Genomic DNA, 15,266 nt, shown 5'->3' with positions numbered 1-15,266 from the left:
CGCATGCAACTGCCGAACTTCGAATTTCACGATCTCAAACCGGCCGTCGCCGATTTCCGGCGCGAGGTGGTTGCCGGATTGAAGGCCTCGCCCCGGCGAATTGCCCCCAAATTTTTCTACGATGCGGCGGGGTCGAAGCTCTTCGACCAGATCACGCAACTGGAGGCCTATTATCCGACGCGCACCGAGATCGCATTGCTCAAGGCGCACGGACAGGCCATGGGCGATCTGGTGGGGCGCGGTTCTGCGCTGATCGAACTGGGGAGCGGGAGCGATCTGAAGATCCGCACCGTGCTCGATGCCCTGGCGCCGGCGGAGTACCTGCCGCTGGATATCTCGGGCTCGCATCTGCGAGACGCGGCGATGGGCATTGCGCGGGATTACCCGGACATACAGGTGCGTGCCACCTGTGTCGATTACACCCGGCAGTTCGATCTGCCTCGCATGGGGGCGGACGTGCATCGGTTGGCGTTCTACCCGGGGTCGAGCATCGGCAATTTCGAGCCGGGACAGGTCATGGAGTTGCTCGGCTGGATCGCACACATGGTGGGGGTGGGCGGCCGCCTGTTGGTGGGCGTTGACCTCAAGAAAGACGAGGCGACCCTGAATGCCGCCTACAACGATCCGGAGGGGGTGACGGCTGCCTTCAACCAGAACCTGCTGGTTCGCATGCAAAGAGAGCTAGGGGCCGAGCTGGCCTTGTCGGCCTTTGATCACCGGGCCTTTTACAACGAGGCGCGCGGGCGGATCGAAATGCATCTGTTGGCCAATCGGCCCACACAGATCGTCATCGACAACGACTGCTTTGCGTTCGAGACGGGCGAAGGCATCCACACCGAGTGCTCGTACAAATACAGTGTGGACGAGTTCATCTCGCTGGCGGCACTGTCAGGATTTGCGTCGGAGCGTGTCTGGTGCGACGACCGGCAGCGCTTCAGCGTGCATTGCCTGCGGGCCAACGTGCGCGGCTGACCGTCGCTGCAATCCAATGAAAAGGGGGCGCCGAACCGGCGCCCCTTCTCTGTTTCAATCAGCCACTCAGTCGATGCTCGCCACGCGGATACGCGATAGTGGCGGGTTCTCGTCGAAGTAGCGCTTGAGCCCTTTCATGATGGCCTCGGCCATCTGGTCCTGATACTTGCGGTTGTTCAGCTTGCGCTCTTCTTCCGGGTTGCTGATGAATGCGGTCTCGACAAGGATGGATGGAATGTCCGGTGCCTTCAGCACCGCAAACCCGGCATGCTCCACATCCCGCTTGTGCAGTCGATTGACCCCGCCAAGTTCGCGCAGCACCGCCTTGCCCACCTTCATGCTGTCGTTGCGGGTGGCGGTTTGCGACAGATCGAGCAGGGTGCGAGCCAGATGGCCGTCGGGGCCGCCGATATTGACGCCACCGATCAGGTCGGCATCGTTTTCGCGCTTGGCCAGCCAGCGGGCGGCGGCACTCGAGGCGCCGCGCTCGGAGAGCACGAACACCGAACTGCCGTGGGCGTCGGGCTTGACGAAGGCGTCCGCATGGATCGACACGAACAGGTCGGCCCGGACGGCACGTGCTTTCTGGACGCGTTTGTATAGCGGAACGAAGTAATCGCCGTCGCGGGTGAGCACGGCGCGCATGCCGGGCTGGGCGTCGATCTGTTTCTTGAGCCGGCGCGCGATCATCAACGTCACGTTCTTTTCGTAACTGCCGCGACGACCGACGGCGCCCGGATCTTCACCACCGTGCCCGGCGTCAATGGCAACCGTGACCAGACGATTCACGTTGCGCTCGGCCGCCGGATTGCGTCCGTGTCGATCAGGCGTGACGCGTTCGCTGGCCCGGGCGACTTCGGTGGCGCTGTCGGTACCTCTGGCAGCATCGGCCGGGCTGTCCTTCTCAATCAGCGCCAGCAGCGGGTCGGTTTCGATCGTCGGGTAAAGGTCCAGCACCAGGCGGTGACCATAGGCGCCCACGGGTTGCAGGGTGAACAGTTGCGGCTTGATGGCCTGCTTGAGCTCGACCACCACGCGAACCACGCCGGGGCGATTGCGTCCGGCGCGAACCAGCTTGATGAAAGGGTCGGCCTCGGTAATGCGATCGGGCAGATGTTTGATGACGCTGTCGAACTCGACGCCTTCAAGGTCGACCACCAGGCGGTCCGGGCCGTCAAGCGTGAAATACTTGAAGCCGATTTCCGCTTTGGATTCAAGTGTGATGCGGGTGTAGTCCTCGGCAGGCCAGACGCGAACCGCCACCATCCTGGAGGCGGCAGCCTGCCCGACCGGGCTGACCATCATGGCGAAGGCTGCGCCGGCGGCTTTCAGGAAGTGCCGACGAGCGGGAACGCTCGCATGCTGTTTCAGCGAGGGGGAGAAGGCGCTGCGATTGTTTTTGTGCATTCTCTTCCCGACTCCGTCAGGGGGCGGAGGGTGATATCCCGCCCGTCGCCGGCTACCGTCAGCCCGATTTCCACATCTGGTGCAGCCACATAGGGGGCTGCCTTGTCCGGCCATTCCACCAGGCAGACGCCCTCGTTGGTGAAATATTCTTCCAGGCCAGCTTCCAGATATTCGTCGGGTGAAGTGAACCGATAAAAATCAAAGTGATATAAGTTTAATCTAGAAACTACGTAAGGTTCAATCAAGGTGTAGGTGGGACTTTTTACACTGCCGGTGTGACCAAGCGCACGCAGCAGGCCGCGCACCAGCGTGGTTTTACCTGCACCAAGGTCGCCCACCAGGTAGATCACCAGGCCAGGTGTCAATGCCGGCGCGATTTTCGCGCCCATGGCGAGGGTGTCGTCCTCGTCCTTGAGGTGCGCATGCAAGGCCGCATCGTTATCATCGTGGCCATGGCTCAGTTCGATCATCAGAAACTCCCGGCGGGGCAGGGTGGGGGCGCTACCGGCGCCGCGCTCGTCGACAAGATCCGCGCATGGGCGCGCGAGCTGGGTTTTGGTGCCATTGGCATTGCCGACATTCATCATCCCGAGGCGGAGCAAGGCCTGCAAGCCTGGCTGGATGCCGGATATCACGGGCAGATGGATTATATGGCCAAACACGGGATGCGCCGATGCCGACCCGCCGAGCTGGTGCCCGGCACACGGCGCGTGATTACCGCACGGCTCGACTACTGGCCCGGTCAGGATCAGATGATGGATGCCCGGGGCCAGTTGGGCGACACCCAGCGCGCCTACGTATCGCGTTATGCCCTGGGCCGTGACTATCACAAAGTGCTTCGACAGCGGCTCAAGAAGCTGGCGGAACGGATCGGGCAGGAGGTGCCGCATCAATGGCGGGTATTCACGGATTCTGCTCCGGTGGCCGAAGTGGAGCTGGCGACCAGATCGGGGCTGGGGTGGCGTGGCAAGCACAGCCTGCTGTTGTCCCGGGAGGCTGGCTCGTATTTCTTTCTGGGCGAAATCTTCACCGATCTGGATTTGCCACTGACCGACGCGCTGTCCGACCACTGCGGGCAATGTACCGCGTGTCTCGATAGCTGCCCGACCGGTGCCATCGTCGCACCGTATCAGGTGGACGCCCGGCGGTGCATCTCCTATCTGACCATCGAACTGCACGGCACCATTCCTGAAGCGCTACGGCCACTCATCGGCAATCGCGTCTACGGGTGTGATGACTGCCAGTTGTGTTGCCCGTGGAATCGCTTCGCCCACCCGTCGGCAGAAGATGATTTCATGCCGCGCCACGGGCTCGATGCTGCCACGCTGGTCGAGTTGTTCGGCTGGTCAGCCGAAACGTTCGCCGAACGCATGGCCGGAAGCCCCATCTACCGCATCGGCCACGCGCGCTGGCTGCGCAATCTTGCCGTCGGGCTGGGCAATGCGGCCACGAGTGAATCGGTGGTGGCGGCGCTTGCGGCGCGAGCCGATCATGACGACCCGCTGGTGCGCGAGCATGTGCAGTGGGCGCTCGCCCAACATCAGGCGTGAACGCATAGAATAGCGGCCACTTCCTTTTGCCTGAAAGCCGAGATCTTCATGCCCCACGACCGCTCCCTGCCCATTGGCGTCTTCGACTCCGGCGTCGGCGGGCTGACCGTGGTGCGTGCGCTGATGGAGCGCCTGCCGCTGGAAAACATTGTCTACTTTGGTGACACCGCCCGGGTGCCCTACGGCCTCAAGTCAGTGGCGACCATCGAGCACTTCACCGGTCAGATCACCGATTTCCTGCTCGAGCGCGGCGTCAAGATGCTGATCGTTGCTTGCAACACCATGGCCGCGGTGGCGGGCGATGTGGTCCGGCGCAAGGCGGGCGACATGCCGGTGCTCGACGTCATCGACGCCGGCGCCCGGGCTGCTGTGGCCCGTTCGCGTTCTCGCGCCATTGGCGTGATCGGCACGCCCACCACCATCAATTCCAACGCCTATGCGCGACGGATGCATGCAATGGATCCGGGGGTACGCGTCTACTCGCAGGCCTGCCCGCTGTTCGTGCCACTGGTCGAAGAAGGCTGGCTGGATCACCCGGTCACTCGCATGACGGCGCAGGAGTACCTCAAACCGGTGCTGGCCGAGCAGGTGGACAGCCTGGTGCTGGGCTGTACGCACTATCCGCTGCTCAAGCCGCTGCTCATGGACGTGGCGGGCGGTGGCGTGCAGCTGGTTGATTCTGCGACCACCGTTGCCGAGCAAGCGGCGCAGGCGCTTGCGCAGATGGATCTGGCCAATACCGGCGAGCATCTGTCCAATGCGCGTTATCACGTGACGGACATTCCGCTACGCTTCCAGACCATTGGCGAACGTTTTCTCGGCCGGTCGCTGGGGAGTATCGAGCGGGTGGAGTGGTAAGGGCGCGCGCCAGGGGCGTCTTGGCCGACGAGCGCGCACCCTTATGCGAGTGACATGGTTCGTATCGGTTGATCCAGTGCGGCGCTACGCTTGAGGTTCTTTCCCGCTCAACGTCGCCCCATGTTCAAGTACGCCGCCATCTTCACAGTCGTCAATGTTGTCGTTTCCTTTGCACTCAACACGCTGCTCGAGATGATCGGCGTCTCCTACGGCGCGAGTCTCGCGCCGTCAGTTCTGGCGGCCGGCTTCATCGCCGGGCACATGTTCGTGCGTGATCATCGCCGAGCGCCCGAACCCAGCGAATCACGCCGCTACGCCTTGTTGTCGTTGGCCCTGGTCTGGTTAGGCTCTGTCCTGCTGACCGCCGTGGCCTTCATTGTCCTGACGCCGCCTGCAGACTGGCACGGCATCTTCGCGCTTCTCACTCAACCGACATATCTCGTGTTCGTCATTGTCCTGGCGGCCGTGTTTTCGCTGATCCTTTATTTAGGGAATCGCTGGGCGTTCAACTGGTTCGCTCAACACCGTGCGTCAGTCCTCTGACGTGATTCTGGCAAACGCCCTCGTGATCGATGCGGATGCCTGACGTTCGTCAGATGCGGATTCGCCACTCGTTGGCGGCGTGCTGCAGGGGTGTCCGCTCAGGGCGCAGTCCTCTGTCTTGAGCCAGTAATGACCATGACTGATGCACCCGGTCTGGCAGATCACCTCTCGCGCTGTGAAAGCGGCGTCCAGATCATCCTGGTCGAAACTGCGACGCTGTTTCAGCGTCTTCCGGGCTGGTCGGCTGGCACCCGTCGAGGTGGCGATACTGGCTGTAAAGTGTGTTGCGCCGTTCAGTTCTCGCGTCAGCACGTCAATCCGTGACTGCAGCTGGCGGATCTGTCGCGTCAGGGCAAGCCGGTGCGGCAGATCCGGTGCGGCTGCGAGCGCTTCTTCCAACTGGGCCTGTTTGATCGCAATCAGCGTATCCCGGCGAATACGTTCGGCCTGGGCGAGCATCAGGTCGGCCTTGAGTCGTTTGATGGTTGCATCGCGCTCGGCGATGGCGTCGGTGCACCGGGCCTGCAGCGCAGCCAGATGCCGTATCAGGACGCGGTGCTCATCAAGTCGTTTCGGTTCCATGGTCACCCCTTCAGTGAAGCACTGTCGCGACCTGCGCGTGGCCTGTGTCTAGGGCCGTGCCCTGTGCGAGGGCTTCCCATTGGGCGTGCACGTTGGTGACCACCTGGCCGAACCCGACGGGCAGGTCCGGGTGGTGTTTGAGGAAGAACAGATTCGAGACGATCTTGCGCGCCAGCAGGGAGCGCATCCTGTGTTCGCAGATGCGGGCGTCGGGCATGGGCGAGGCATAGCGCGTCATGAGGGCGAACGTGGCCGCGAGCAGACTGAACGGGCAGGGGCGGGTCGGCAGGTCGGTGGCGGCTTCCATACGGTAGCTCCGGTGGCATCATGGATGGGGTTAATGTAAACAAGAATCATTATCATGTAAACCGTGCGCTGATCAGGGATATTGTCTTGTCACGCCCGGCGGGGCAGAACCGATCGACACGGGGTGACTCTGAACATCCGTAACGAAATAGCGTGGAGCGTGATCCGGTGATGTCGAGCAATCGTGTGTGGTGGGGGCTGGCCGGGTGGCTGGTGCTGTGTTTCGCTGCGGCCGGGCTTGGTGCGGTCGCATCGGCGTCGGCGGCATCTTTCTACGGGGAACTCAGGCAACCCGCCTGGGCGCCGCCGGCGTGGGTCTTCGGTCCGGTCTGGAGTGTGCTCTATGGCCTGATGGCCGTCTCCGCCTGGCTGGTCTGGTGTCAGCCCCCATCATCTGCCCGCCGACGGGCATTGGCCCTGTTCTGTGGGCAGCTGGTCGTCAACGTGGCATGGAGCTGGCTGTTCTTCGCCTGGCACCTGGGGGGCCTGGCGCTCATCGATGTGATGGTGCTGGTGGGGCTGATCGGGGCGATGATTGCCGCGTTCTGGCCGGTGAGCCGATGGGCTGCCGGCCTGATGCTGGCGTATCTGCTCTGGGTCGGTTTCGCCGCCGCACTCAATGCGGCGGTGTGGCAGCTGAATCCGGATCGTCTGGGGGCCGGGTGGGTCTGAGGGGTGTTATCCGGACAGGTCGTCGATCATGCGTTTCTTCAGATCGTCGGGCATCTCCAGGGTGCCCATGTCCCAGCCTTCGAGGGTCAGGATGTCCGTGAGGCAGGCCTCGACCTCGGGCCTGACTGCGGCAATCGCCTCGCGAATTCGCTGATGGACCTGAGCATTGGCCGAGGTGTCTTCCAGACAGTCACGCTGGTACTGAGTGAGCAGGGACAATTCGATCAGCAGTTTGCTCACTTGAGCCGGGCAGGCGCACTGATAGACCATGGCTTGTTCAATGATCTGGTTGAGTTGGGCAACCGAGTAACCGGTGGGGGTGCTCTTTTCAGTCATCGTGGGCTCCAGCGTCGTGTGCCGCTTGCACTGCAAACTTCCTGCCTGACGCTCAGCAGGGTACCCGGGTCTCTCCTGGCCTTGTGACACGGGGTTGAGTACAGGCTACCGGGTTTTGATTTGGCGCGGTTGGCCCGGACCGTTTCGCCGTCCGAATACGGGTCATGGCCCCCGGCTGTCTTGCGCTTGCGTCTGTCACGTCCCCTTCGCGACGGCTCGTGCCGGATCGGCACACCATTCACTCCATGAGCCCGGATACAGCCGGGTGCCGCCAAGGCCGGCCACTTCCATTGCCAGCAGATTGTGGCACGCCGTCACGCCCGATCCGCACTGATGGACAACGCGGTCCAGCGCTCTATCGCCGAGCAGGGTCGTGAATTCCGCCTTGAGTTGTGCCGCTGGTTTGAGGAAACCGTCAGCGTCCAGATTGTCCTTGAAGAACCGGTTGATGGCGCCGGGGATGTGCCCGCCCACCGGATCAATGGTTTCGTTCTCACCACGGAAGCGGTCGGGGCTTCGTGCATCGATGATGTGCATGCGCTCGGAGTCGTGATCGCGTACGACGGCGTCCACATCCACCTTGATGTCCCGGACCTTGGGGGTGAAGGTGGTCGCTTTCGGGGTGGTGGGCAGCTTGGTCAGTTCTCCCGCCGTTTGCTGCCACGCCTGCAACCCACCGTTGAGCACCGCCACGGCGTCATGACCGAGCCAGCGCAACAGCCACCACAAACGCGCCGCGTACATGCCGCCTGCGTCATCGTAAGCCACCACTTGCTTCGAACTGTCGATGCCCAAGGCACCCAGTCGGCTGGCGAGGCGGGCGGGGTCGGGCAACGGGTGGCGACCATTCCGGCCCGTCTTCGGACCGGAGAGTTCGTCGTCCATATGAATGAACACCGCGCCCGGGATGTGACCGTCGGCATAGGCCCGGCGACCGAATTCTGGGTTGGCCAGATCATGCCGGCAATCGACCACCACCCAGGCCGGGTTGTCGAGTTCTTGGGCGAGCTGGTCGCAGCTGATCAGTGTGGTCCATGTGCTCACGGCGAGGGCCTCAGGCGACCGGGTCGCCCGCCAGCCAGGCGCGCGCTTCGGGCTCTTCGGGGAAGACCTGAACGTCGGCTTCGACGAACAGCTGGGAGATCCAGGCGCTCCAGGTGGTCCACTGGTCTTCGGTAATGATCGCGATCTTGCCGAAGTCGCGCTTGTGCTCGCGACTGTACTTGATCTCTTCCCAGGCCACGTCGACGGTGAAACCGGTCATCTTGCGCAGGTCCATGAACAGATTCTGCGGGCCTTCGAACTTGATCTTGTAATTGACCAGTTCTTCGAATTCCTTGTAATCGGCCAGTTCGAATTCACCGAACACAGCCACCTCGACCAGACCCGGTTGATGATCCTTGGTAATCATTTTTCTTGTCCTTTGAAGCAGGCGGTCGCTCCCGCCGGATGATTCCACTATAACGAGGCCGCAGGCGGCCTACAAATGACCTGAGTCAGCCTTGTTGCGGTTTGTTCGCCGCGTGTCGCGCGCGTGAGACAAGCACACCGCTGGTGACGATCAGCAGCATGCCCGCCACCGTGAGCTCACTGAGGGTTTCATCCCACAGCCATAAACCGAACAGGCTGGCAAACACCACCGTCGAGTACGCCAGATTGGCGGCGACGATGGTGGTGCCATACCGGTAGGCGCGGGTCATGGCCAGCTGTGCGGCGGCACCGAACAGCCCCACACCCGCAAGCACGGCCAGCCCCTGGGCGTCGGGTGGCGTGAAGCCGCCGCCGAAGGCCACGAAGGGCAGTAGCGCAAGGGCCGTGAGGCATGAAAAATAGAACACGGTGCGGCTTTCCGGTTCCCCGAGCCGACCCAGTTCGCGTACATGGATGTAGGCCAGGCTGGCGATCAAGCCGGTGCCCAGGCCGGCCAGCGCGCCAGGCCACCGGGCCGAGGCGAACGTTGGTTGCAGCAGCACGACCACCCCGGCAAAGCCGATCGACAGGGCGACCAGGGCCAGCACCGGGAGATGCTCACGAAACCAGACCATGAGTATCACGGCCACAAACAGAGGTGATGTGTAGTTCAGTGTTACCGCAGTGGCCAGCGGCAGCTGCGAGATGGCGAAGAAGTAGCAGGCCAGAGACAGGGTGCCGGCCACGGCACGTGAGACCTGTCGTCGCCAGTGGGGCGTTGTGAACGCGGTACCGCTGGCACGCATGAGCGCCGCCATGACCACCACCCCGATGGCGCCGCGATAGAACGTGAGCTCGGCGGTGGTGAATGCGTCGGACCCAAGCTTCACGCACACGCCCATGCAGGCGAAGAAGAAGCTGGCGAGAATCATCCACAGAGCAGACATGGGGCAGGTCGATTGGGTGTAGGGTGCATTGAACCACATGGGCCGGAAATTATTTTGGCGGCATCTGTAAGAAAGCGCATGGGGTCCCGGTCTTGTCATGCGAGCGGGCCGGAAACGCCGACCGCCACCCCCGATTCCAAGGAGAGTGTGAAATGAAACTGACTCAGAAATCCGTGAAGACCGGCGCTGCTGTTGCCGCCACCATCGCCACCATGTTTGCTGCCGGCGCCATGGTGATGCCGTCCGTCGCCCATGCCGGTGAAGGCGTCAAGTGTATGGGTGTCAACAGCTGCAAGGGCACCAGCGAGTGCGCGACCGCCACCAGCCAGTGCAAGGGCCAGAACGGTTGCAAGGGCCAGGGCTGGGAGTACAAGAAGTCGGCTGAAGAGTGCGAAGCTGCCGGCGGCAAGGTCGAGATGAAGAAGTAAGCTTTCTGATCGACACGGGCGGCGCCGGTTGGGGCCGCCCTCACCAGGACGTGCCCATGACGACGCTTATCGAAGGTTTCGGCCTTGGCCTGCGGGTCGATCACTACACCGATTTCGCCGACGGTCCGCCACAGCCGGTGGATTGGCTTGAGGTGATTTCGGAGAACTATCTGGTCCCCGGTGGCAAGCCGCTCCATTACCTCGAACGTATCCGCGAGCGATACCCGATGGTGATGCATGGCGTTTCGCTGTCCATCGGCAGTACCGATCCGCTCGATGCCGCCTACCTCGATCAGTTGCGGCAACTTGCCGAGCGCATCGAGCCCGGTTGGGTGTCCGACCACCTGTGCTGGACCGGGGTGGATCACCAGAACCTGCACGACCTGCTGCCCATGCCTTACACCGAAGCGGTGCTGCGCCATCTCGAACCGCGAATCGCGCAGGTTCAGGACGTGCTGGGGCGTCCGCTGGTACTCGAGAATGTCTCGAGTTACATCACCTACGCGGCCGATGAGATGCCCGAATGGGACTTCATCGCCGAGCTGACCCGTCGCACCGGCTGCCAGTTGCTGCTGGATGTGAACAATGTATTCGTCAGCAGCGTGAATCATCGATTCGATGCAAGAACCTTCATCGATGCGATCCCGCCGGACCGTGTGGTCCAGATTCATCTGGCCGGACACGAGGATCACGGCGATCTCCTGATCGATACGCACGACCATCCCGTGCGTCCGGAAGTGCTCGATCTTTACGCCTACACGCTCAAGCGCATGGGGCCGGTGCCGACCATGATCGAGCGCGATGACCATATTCCGCCCCTGTCTGAGCTGATGGCCGAACTCGATACCGTTAGGGCCGTCGCTGCCGCAGCTGTGTTGCCGGACGTCGTGTTCGACGAGGAGGCCGCATGAGCATTTGCGTGGTTCAACAACAGATGCAAAGCGCGATCACCGCGGGCGGGGCGCCCCCCGCGCTGACCGGAAACGCGCGCGGTCTCGAGGTCTATCGCATTGCCTGGCGGGCCCGGCTGATCGAGGCCTTGCGTGCCAATTACCCGGTGGTTCATCGTGTGCTGGGTGACGAAGCCTTCGAGGCACTTGCCGACGCGTACATGCGTGCGCACCCCTCCCAGAATCGCTCCATCCGCTGGTTTGGCGATCGTCTGCCCAGCTACGTTGCCGCACATCCCGAGATGCTGCCGCACCCGGCCGTGGCCGATCTGGTGCGCTTCGAGTGGGCGATCTGTCTGGCCTTCGATGCGGCCGATTTCGCCCCTCTGGGCTTCGAGGCTCTCGCCTCGACGCCGCCTGACGCTTGGCCCGACATGACCTTCCGGCTGCAGCCGGGATATGCGCTCATCCCCATGGCCTGGGCGGTCGCGCCCATATGGCATGCGGCAGTCAATACCGATGATCCCAATGCACAGCTTCCGGTGCCCGAGGCGCACGCTCACAGCGTGCTGATCTGGCGACAGCAACTGAGTCCGGTATGGCGCACGGTCGAACCCTTTGAGGCTGACCTGCTGCACGCCGTCGAGGATGGCGAGGATTTTGCCCAGTTGTGCGAGCGCGGTGTCGAGGCGCTCGGCGACGAAGCTGCGGCAGCCGTCTTGGGGCACCTTCAGCAATGGGTCGTGGACGAGTTGCTTGCCACCTGATCGATTTGCGGAGCAAATCGGTGTTGGCGCTGTCTGAGGGGTAGAAACGGGGCGGATTCAGATGAATCCGGTCCGGCTTGTATCGACACGAGGCCAACCCCACAGAAGGACACGCACATGAAGAAATACGAAAAATCCGCGGAGGCGATTGCCCAGCTCACCCCGGAGCAATTCCACGTCACCCAGGAGAGCGGGACGGAAATGCCCGGCAGTGGTGAATATCTGGCCAACAAGGCGCCGGGCATTTACGTGGACGTCGTGTCAGGCGAGCCGCTCTTTGCATCGACCGACAAATACGAATCCGGGTGTGGCTGGCCCAGCTTCACCAAACCCATCGAGCCGGCCAACGTCAACGAACTGCGCGATACCAGCCACGGCATGATTCGTACCGAAGTGCGCAGCGCCCATGGCGACAGTCACCTGGGCCACGTGTTTCCGGATGGCCCGCAGGATCGGGGCGGTTTGCGTTACTGCATCAATTCCGCTTCCTTGCGATTCATTCATCGCGACGACATGGTCGAGGCAGGCTATGGTGATTACCTTGATCAAGTGGAGGACGTCTGAATGGCTCAGGAACGTGCCGTACTGGCCGGTGGCTGCTTCTGGGGCATGCAGGAGCTCATCCGGCAACTGCCGGGTGTGATCTCCACCCGGGTGGGCTACACCGGGGGCGATGTGCCCAATGCCACCTATCGAAACCACGGGAGCCACGCCGAAGGGATCGAAATCATGTTCGATCCCGAGCGCATTTCCTACCGTCGTCTGCTGGAGTTTTTCTTCCAGATTCACGATCCGAGCACGCCGAACCGGCAGGGCAATGATCGGGGGCCGTCATACCGGTCTGCCATCTACTACGTGAATGATGCGCAAAAGCAGATGGCGCTCGACACCATTGCCGACGTGGACGCCAGCGGTCTGTGGCCCGGCAAGGTGGTGACCGAGGTCGAACCGGTCGGGCCGTTCTGGGAAGCGGAACCCGAGCATCAGGACTATCTCCAGCATTACCCCCACGGCTACACCTGCCACTTTCCGCGGCCGGACTGGGTGCTGCCCAAACGGGCTGACTGAGCGGCCGCGTCGGCGCGGGCGAGTCAGTCGACCGCGCGCATCATCAGTGTGGCGCTCGCCGGGCACAGGCCGGCGAATTGCGCGGTACGCGTGATGGCCGCAGGGGCTGTTTCCCGCAGGCTGACGCAGTAGCCCACCGACTCGAAAAAGCCCTGTGCCGAGGTGGTGAGCAGATAGATCCGGCGGATGCCCGCCTGCGCGGCCTCGCGCTCGATGAACTGGATCAGCGCCTGGGCCAGCCCGCGTCCGCGGTGATCGCTCGCCACCACCAGCGATCTGAGCAGGCCGAAAGGCGGGTGCGCTTCCAGCCCCACCGCGCCCACCAGCGCTTCGCCTTCGAACAGCCCGAACATCGCCGGCGGGTTGGCGCCGGTCAGGTCCTCCGTGGGCAGTCCTTCGGCCGCAAGCATGCGGCACGCCTCATCCAGGTTGGCAAGGGCACTGATGCGCCGCGTCGTCATGGGCGCGCGAGCGTAAAGCGCATGAAGCGTTGCCCGTCGATGATGCGCTCGCCGGCTGGCTGAAAGCCGAACCGGGCCAGCGCGCCGAGACGGGTTCTGCTCGGGGGCAAAAGTGCCGTCACTTCGGTCAGCCCCAGTTGGCCGAAGCCGAGTTCCAGCATGCGCCGGCAAATCATTCTGCCGGCGCCCCAGTGTGCCGGGAACAGGACGAGGGCCAGATCGGCGTCGCCCGCCTCACGCTGAAAACCGCCCCAGCCCGCGAAGGCGCCGTCGACCAGGATGGCCCAGGGGCCGAAGCCGTTTTCACGCCATTGTCGTTCCTTGTCTTCGACCCAACGGGCGCATTCGGCCAGTCCGAAATGCCCGATGGCCAGCGGCATATGCTTGAGGACGCGGGGGTCGTTGTGGAGCGCGACGATGTCCTCGGGCGCCACCTGACCGAGGCGCACAAGCTCGATTCGTGGCGTCTGCATGCGCCGCCTTGTGTCGGGGGGAGGCGTGGCGCATGGGGTCATGATTCACTGGTCCTCTTTGGGGAAGTTGCGCGCCGGCCCGCATTCCACGGCCGGGCTGGGGACCTCGGTGCACTTCTCATAGGCTTCTTCCCGCGGGCCGGCGCCGACGCGCTGATAGGGTGCGAAGCACTCCTGCGACTCGAAGTATTCACGCCATTTGCGATCGCATTCACTCTCGCTGTCGCTTGGGACGGATCCGGAGATGACACCACCGATGCCGCCGCGCGTCTCCTGCGTGTCGCTGCCGGACGTTGGTGCCGGGTCGGGCTCGGTCACGGGGGCGACGGTGGGCGCTTTGGGTAGTTCGATGCGTTCGGCGTTGATGCCCTCGGGGGCCCGGTCCGAGATGTGCACGGTGCCTGCCGAGTCCGTCCATCGGTAACCGACTTCGGCGCGCGCCGGAAGGCTCGACAGGCCGAGGGCGAGCAGAACTGCCAGACCGACAGATCTGGCAAACCCTTGGGGGCCGGCACGGAAAGTGATCATGGTGCGTCCTCCTGATCATTGCGTTGGCATGGCGCTCAATGGCTTTGTGCAGTTTTGGCGGCCGAGGTTCCTTCCGACCGGGGACTGAATGCGTGTCGATGGTCGGTGCGCCGCCGGCTTGCACCGGTCAGGCTCACCTGCAGACGGTGCCATGATGAAAGACGACCTGCCAGCCGTCGGGCGTGTCGCGCCATAGCGAGGCACGGAGGGTCGTTCGCCCAGGCTGAATGAGCGTGTAGGTGGGCTGGTACAGGGCGTCACCCAGCGGGGTGAGCACGTGGGCATCGTCATGCCAGGACTCGGGGGGCGGCACCGTCGTTCGATTGGCCAGCACCTGGCGGGCAAACGCGCGACTGTAGCGCCGGCCCGAGGCGCCGATCTCCCAGAACTCAGGTGCGACCAGTCGATCGAAATCGGCCAGCGTGGCGTCCGGATGCGCCGCATGGTAGAGGTGTTAAAGCCGTGTCAGCGTGCGTAACTGCGCGTGCAAGTGGATGGGCGTGACCAGATCGGGGTCGTGACCATGGTGCATGGATCAGCCCTGACTGCGCGGGCGCATGTAATCGTCGAAGTGGGTGATGTAGTCGCTCAGATTCTCTTCGAGCATCTTCTGGTACTCGGCAACGAAATAGGCCACGGTGTCGTCCTTGGCCGCCGCCATCTCTTCGGCGTTTTTCCAGCCGCAGGCGGTGACCCAGGCATTGAAGCGGGCGGTGGCGTACATCATCGAGGCGCTGACCTTGCCACGGGTTGCGGTCTCGGACATCTGGTCGTTGGACAGGTGGATGTGCGCATCGGCTCGGCTGAAGAAATCGTCGTCGGTGTTGCTCATGGCATGGGTTCTCGCAGGTGGTCAGACATTGGCTCGACGCACGGGATGCTCTTGGCGTCCATGAAAAGGCCGATCCGGGCGAGGACGGCACAATCGATTTCCGTCCAGGCGCCGGCCGTATTGGCACGGTAGTCACCGATCACCCGGAAAGGCATGGCGCCGCAGACGCAATGCCGGTGTCGGTCACTGTCCTCGCCCCCGAGGGCGTTCTGGTCTTTGGCCTCGGTGCAGCGAAT

The 15,266-nt window shown here is 63.1% G+C and carries 23 protein-coding genes; 10 read left to right on the top strand and 13 right to left on the bottom strand.

Annotation, left to right across the window (positions count from 1 at the left end; genetic code table 11):
* The first annotated feature begins 3 nt into the window (after positions 1-3).
* Positions 4-972 (top strand): L-histidine N(alpha)-methyltransferase, encoded by a 969-nt coding sequence (egtD, locus tag J0W34_RS15640; protein WP_230969398.1) that lies wholly within the window; start codon positions 4-6, stop codon positions 970-972.
* Between the two features lie 66 nt (positions 973-1,038).
* On the opposite strand, the gene J0W34_RS15635 is transcribed toward egtD, so the two are convergent.
* Positions 1,039-2,379 carry an N-acetylmuramoyl-L-alanine amidase gene (locus J0W34_RS15635; RefSeq protein WP_227817657.1) on the bottom strand — a complete coding sequence of 447 codons (1,341 nt, stop codon included), beginning with the start codon at positions 2,377-2,379 and terminating at the stop codon, positions 1,039-1,041.
* Positions 2,340-2,849 carry a tRNA (adenosine(37)-N6)-threonylcarbamoyltransferase complex ATPase subunit type 1 TsaE gene (gene tsaE / locus J0W34_RS15630; RefSeq protein ID WP_227817656.1) on the bottom strand — a complete coding sequence of 170 codons (510 nt, stop codon included), beginning with the start codon at positions 2,847-2,849 and terminating at the stop codon, positions 2,340-2,342. Before tsaE ends, J0W34_RS15635 begins: the two co-directional genes overlap by 40 nt.
* Between tsaE and queG the strand changes: the two genes are divergently transcribed.
* The 3 genes from queG (at position 2,832) to J0W34_RS15615 (ending at position 5,330) form a co-directional block, all read left to right on the top strand.
* Complete coding sequence (gene queG, locus J0W34_RS15625; RefSeq protein WP_230969397.1) at positions 2,832-3,929, top strand: tRNA epoxyqueuosine(34) reductase QueG; 1,098 nt, start codon at positions 2,832-2,834, stop codon at positions 3,927-3,929. The genes tsaE and queG overlap by 18 nt on opposite strands.
* 48 nt (positions 3,930-3,977) lie before the next feature.
* A complete protein-coding gene (gene murI, locus J0W34_RS15620) occupies positions 3,978-4,787 on the top strand; it encodes a glutamate racemase (RefSeq protein ID WP_227817654.1) in 810 nt (269 codons plus the stop codon).
* A 120-nt stretch (positions 4,788-4,907) separates the two neighbouring features.
* Positions 4,908-5,330: an ABZJ_00895 family protein gene (locus tag J0W34_RS15615; protein ID WP_230969396.1), complete on the top strand. Its 423-nt coding sequence runs from the start codon at positions 4,908-4,910 to the stop codon at positions 5,328-5,330.
* Here the strand turns inward: J0W34_RS15615 and J0W34_RS15610 are convergent.
* Together J0W34_RS15610 and J0W34_RS15605 are read right to left on the bottom strand one after the other, a co-directional pair.
* Positions 5,319-5,912 carry a hypothetical protein gene (locus J0W34_RS15610; protein ID WP_230969395.1) on the bottom strand — a complete coding sequence of 198 codons (594 nt, stop codon included), beginning with the start codon at positions 5,910-5,912 and terminating at the stop codon, positions 5,319-5,321. The two genes, J0W34_RS15615 and J0W34_RS15610, sit on opposite strands and share 12 nt — an antisense overlap.
* A gap of 10 nt (positions 5,913-5,922) precedes the next feature.
* The gene (locus J0W34_RS15605) at positions 5,923-6,219 is read right to left on the bottom strand and encodes a hypothetical protein (protein WP_230969394.1); all 297 of its coding nucleotides are present in this window, start codon (positions 6,217-6,219) and stop codon (positions 5,923-5,925) included.
* Between the two features lie 170 nt (positions 6,220-6,389).
* Between J0W34_RS15605 and J0W34_RS15600 the strand changes: the two genes are divergently transcribed.
* Positions 6,390-6,890, top strand: coding sequence for a TspO/MBR family protein (locus J0W34_RS15600; protein ID WP_230969393.1), 501 nt, complete (start codon positions 6,390-6,392; stop codon positions 6,888-6,890).
* Between the two features lie 6 nt (positions 6,891-6,896).
* On the opposite strand, the gene J0W34_RS15595 is transcribed toward J0W34_RS15600, so the two are convergent.
* The 4 genes from J0W34_RS15595 to J0W34_RS15580 form a co-directional block, all read right to left on the bottom strand.
* Entirely contained in the window at positions 6,897-7,226 is a 330-nt protein-coding gene (locus J0W34_RS15595; protein ID WP_230969392.1) for a hypothetical protein, read from the bottom strand.
* 195 nt (positions 7,227-7,421) lie between these two features.
* A complete protein-coding gene (locus J0W34_RS15590) occupies positions 7,422-8,270 on the bottom strand; it encodes a sulfurtransferase (RefSeq protein ID WP_230969391.1) in 849 nt (282 codons plus the stop codon).
* Between the two features lie 10 nt (positions 8,271-8,280).
* Complete coding sequence (locus J0W34_RS15585; RefSeq protein ID WP_227817647.1) at positions 8,281-8,637, bottom strand: SpoIIAA family protein; 357 nt, start codon at positions 8,635-8,637, stop codon at positions 8,281-8,283.
* An 85-nt stretch (positions 8,638-8,722) separates the two neighbouring features.
* Positions 8,723-9,583 carry a DMT family transporter gene (locus J0W34_RS15580; RefSeq protein WP_230969390.1) on the bottom strand — a complete coding sequence of 287 codons (861 nt, stop codon included), beginning with the start codon at positions 9,581-9,583 and terminating at the stop codon, positions 8,723-8,725.
* A 152-nt stretch (positions 9,584-9,735) separates the two neighbouring features.
* On the opposite strand from J0W34_RS15580, the gene bufA2 reads away from it, so the two are divergent.
* The 5 genes from bufA2 (at position 9,736) to msrA (ending at position 12,736) form a co-directional block, all read left to right on the top strand.
* Entirely contained in the window at positions 9,736-10,011 is a 276-nt protein-coding gene (bufA2, locus tag J0W34_RS15575; RefSeq protein WP_227817645.1) for a BufA2 family periplasmic bufferin-type metallophore, read from the top strand.
* Between the two features lie 56 nt (positions 10,012-10,067).
* Positions 10,068-10,922 carry an MNIO family bufferin maturase gene (gene bufB / locus J0W34_RS15570; RefSeq protein WP_230969389.1) on the top strand — a complete coding sequence of 285 codons (855 nt, stop codon included), beginning with the start codon at positions 10,068-10,070 and terminating at the stop codon, positions 10,920-10,922.
* Positions 10,919-11,668: an HvfC/BufC N-terminal domain-containing protein gene (locus J0W34_RS15565; RefSeq protein ID WP_230969388.1), complete on the top strand. Its 750-nt coding sequence runs from the start codon at positions 10,919-10,921 to the stop codon at positions 11,666-11,668. The genes bufB and J0W34_RS15565 overlap by 4 nt, the downstream gene beginning before the upstream one ends.
* Before the next feature lie 117 nt (positions 11,669-11,785).
* Positions 11,786-12,232, top strand: a complete 447-nt coding sequence (gene msrB, locus J0W34_RS15560; protein ID WP_227817642.1) for a peptide-methionine (R)-S-oxide reductase MsrB — start codon at positions 11,786-11,788, stop codon at positions 12,230-12,232.
* Complete coding sequence (gene msrA / locus J0W34_RS15555; protein WP_230969387.1) at positions 12,233-12,736, top strand: peptide-methionine (S)-S-oxide reductase MsrA; 504 nt, start codon at positions 12,233-12,235, stop codon at positions 12,734-12,736.
* A gap of 23 nt (positions 12,737-12,759) precedes the next feature.
* Here the strand turns inward: msrA and arsN2 are convergent, their stop codons facing one another.
* The 5 genes from arsN2 to J0W34_RS15530 form a co-directional block, all read right to left on the bottom strand.
* A complete protein-coding gene (gene arsN2 / locus J0W34_RS15550) occupies positions 12,760-13,197 on the bottom strand; it encodes an arsenic resistance N-acetyltransferase ArsN2 (protein WP_230969386.1) in 438 nt (145 codons plus the stop codon).
* Complete coding sequence (locus J0W34_RS15545) at positions 13,194-13,670, bottom strand: GNAT family N-acetyltransferase (protein WP_230969385.1); 477 nt, start codon at positions 13,668-13,670, stop codon at positions 13,194-13,196. Before J0W34_RS15545 ends, arsN2 begins: the two co-directional genes overlap by 4 nt.
* A 45-nt stretch (positions 13,671-13,715) precedes the next feature.
* Positions 13,716-14,198, bottom strand: a complete 483-nt coding sequence (locus J0W34_RS15540; RefSeq protein WP_230969384.1) for a DUF4124 domain-containing protein — start codon at positions 14,196-14,198, stop codon at positions 13,716-13,718.
* Positions 14,199-14,331: 133 nt separating this feature from the next.
* Positions 14,332-14,532, bottom strand: a complete 201-nt coding sequence (locus J0W34_RS15535; RefSeq protein ID WP_230969383.1) for a hypothetical protein — start codon at positions 14,530-14,532, stop codon at positions 14,332-14,334.
* 201 nt (positions 14,533-14,733) lie between these two features.
* Positions 14,734-15,030, bottom strand: a complete 297-nt coding sequence (locus J0W34_RS15530) for a DUF3144 domain-containing protein (RefSeq protein WP_230969382.1) — start codon at positions 15,028-15,030, stop codon at positions 14,734-14,736.
* Positions 15,031-15,266: the final 236 nt, after the last annotated feature.

The sequence above is a fragment of the Nitrogeniibacter aestuarii genome (assembly GCF_017309585.1).
GTDB classification, from domain to species: domain Bacteria; phylum Pseudomonadota; class Gammaproteobacteria; order Burkholderiales; family Rhodocyclaceae; genus Nitrogeniibacter; species Nitrogeniibacter aestuarii.
The sequence above is the reverse complement of the archived record's forward strand: the minus strand, read 5'-3'. Positions and strand labels throughout refer to the sequence as shown.

What these genes read in the sequence shown, in the direction of transcription:
- murI (WP_227817654.1), top strand. Translation starts at nt 3,978, where the DNA reads ATGCCCCACGACCGCTCCCTGCCCATTGGCGTCTTCGACTCCGGCGTC.
- bufA2 (WP_227817645.1), top strand. Translation starts at nt 9,736, where the DNA reads ATGAAACTGACTCAGAAATCCGTGAAGACCGGCGCTGCTGTTGCCGCC.
- msrA (WP_230969387.1), top strand. Translation starts at nt 12,233, where the DNA reads ATGGCTCAGGAACGTGCCGTACTGGCCGGTGGCTGCTTCTGGGGCATG.
- J0W34_RS15605 (WP_230969394.1), bottom strand. Translation starts at nt 6,219, where the DNA reads ATGGAAGCCGCCACCGACCTGCCGACCCGCCCCTGCCCGTTCAGTCTG.
- bufB (WP_230969389.1), top strand. Translation starts at nt 10,068, where the DNA reads ATGACGACGCTTATCGAAGGTTTCGGCCTTGGCCTGCGGGTCGATCAC.
- J0W34_RS15580 (WP_230969390.1), bottom strand. Translation starts at nt 9,583, where the DNA reads ATGTCTGCTCTGTGGATGATTCTCGCCAGCTTCTTCTTCGCCTGCATG.
- msrB (WP_227817642.1), top strand. Translation starts at nt 11,786, where the DNA reads ATGAAGAAATACGAAAAATCCGCGGAGGCGATTGCCCAGCTCACCCCG.
- J0W34_RS15600 (WP_230969393.1), top strand. Translation starts at nt 6,390, where the DNA reads ATGTCGAGCAATCGTGTGTGGTGGGGGCTGGCCGGGTGGCTGGTGCTG.
- J0W34_RS15585 (WP_227817647.1), bottom strand. Translation starts at nt 8,637, where the DNA reads ATGATTACCAAGGATCATCAACCGGGTCTGGTCGAGGTGGCTGTGTTC.
- arsN2 (WP_230969386.1), bottom strand. Translation starts at nt 13,197, where the DNA reads ATGACGACGCGGCGCATCAGTGCCCTTGCCAACCTGGATGAGGCGTGC.
- J0W34_RS15530 (WP_230969382.1), bottom strand. Translation starts at nt 15,030, where the DNA reads ATGAGCAACACCGACGACGATTTCTTCAGCCGAGCCGATGCGCACATC.
- J0W34_RS15615 (WP_230969396.1), top strand. Translation starts at nt 4,908, where the DNA reads ATGTTCAAGTACGCCGCCATCTTCACAGTCGTCAATGTTGTCGTTTCC.
- J0W34_RS15540 (WP_230969384.1), bottom strand. Translation starts at nt 14,198, where the DNA reads ATGATCACTTTCCGTGCCGGCCCCCAAGGGTTTGCCAGATCTGTCGGT.
- tsaE (WP_227817656.1), bottom strand. Translation starts at nt 2,849, where the DNA reads ATGATCGAACTGAGCCATGGCCACGATGATAACGATGCGGCCTTGCAT.
- J0W34_RS15545 (WP_230969385.1), bottom strand. Translation starts at nt 13,670, where the DNA reads ATGCAGACGCCACGAATCGAGCTTGTGCGCCTCGGTCAGGTGGCGCCC.
- queG (WP_230969397.1), top strand. Translation starts at nt 2,832, where the DNA reads ATGGCTCAGTTCGATCATCAGAAACTCCCGGCGGGGCAGGGTGGGGGC.
- egtD (WP_230969398.1), top strand. Translation starts at nt 4, where the DNA reads ATGCAACTGCCGAACTTCGAATTTCACGATCTCAAACCGGCCGTCGCC.
- J0W34_RS15635 (WP_227817657.1), bottom strand. Translation starts at nt 2,379, where the DNA reads ATGCACAAAAACAATCGCAGCGCCTTCTCCCCCTCGCTGAAACAGCAT.
- J0W34_RS15595 (WP_230969392.1), bottom strand. Translation starts at nt 7,226, where the DNA reads ATGACTGAAAAGAGCACCCCCACCGGTTACTCGGTTGCCCAACTCAAC.
- J0W34_RS15610 (WP_230969395.1), bottom strand. Translation starts at nt 5,912, where the DNA reads ATGGAACCGAAACGACTTGATGAGCACCGCGTCCTGATACGGCATCTG.
- J0W34_RS15565 (WP_230969388.1), top strand. Translation starts at nt 10,919, where the DNA reads ATGAGCATTTGCGTGGTTCAACAACAGATGCAAAGCGCGATCACCGCG.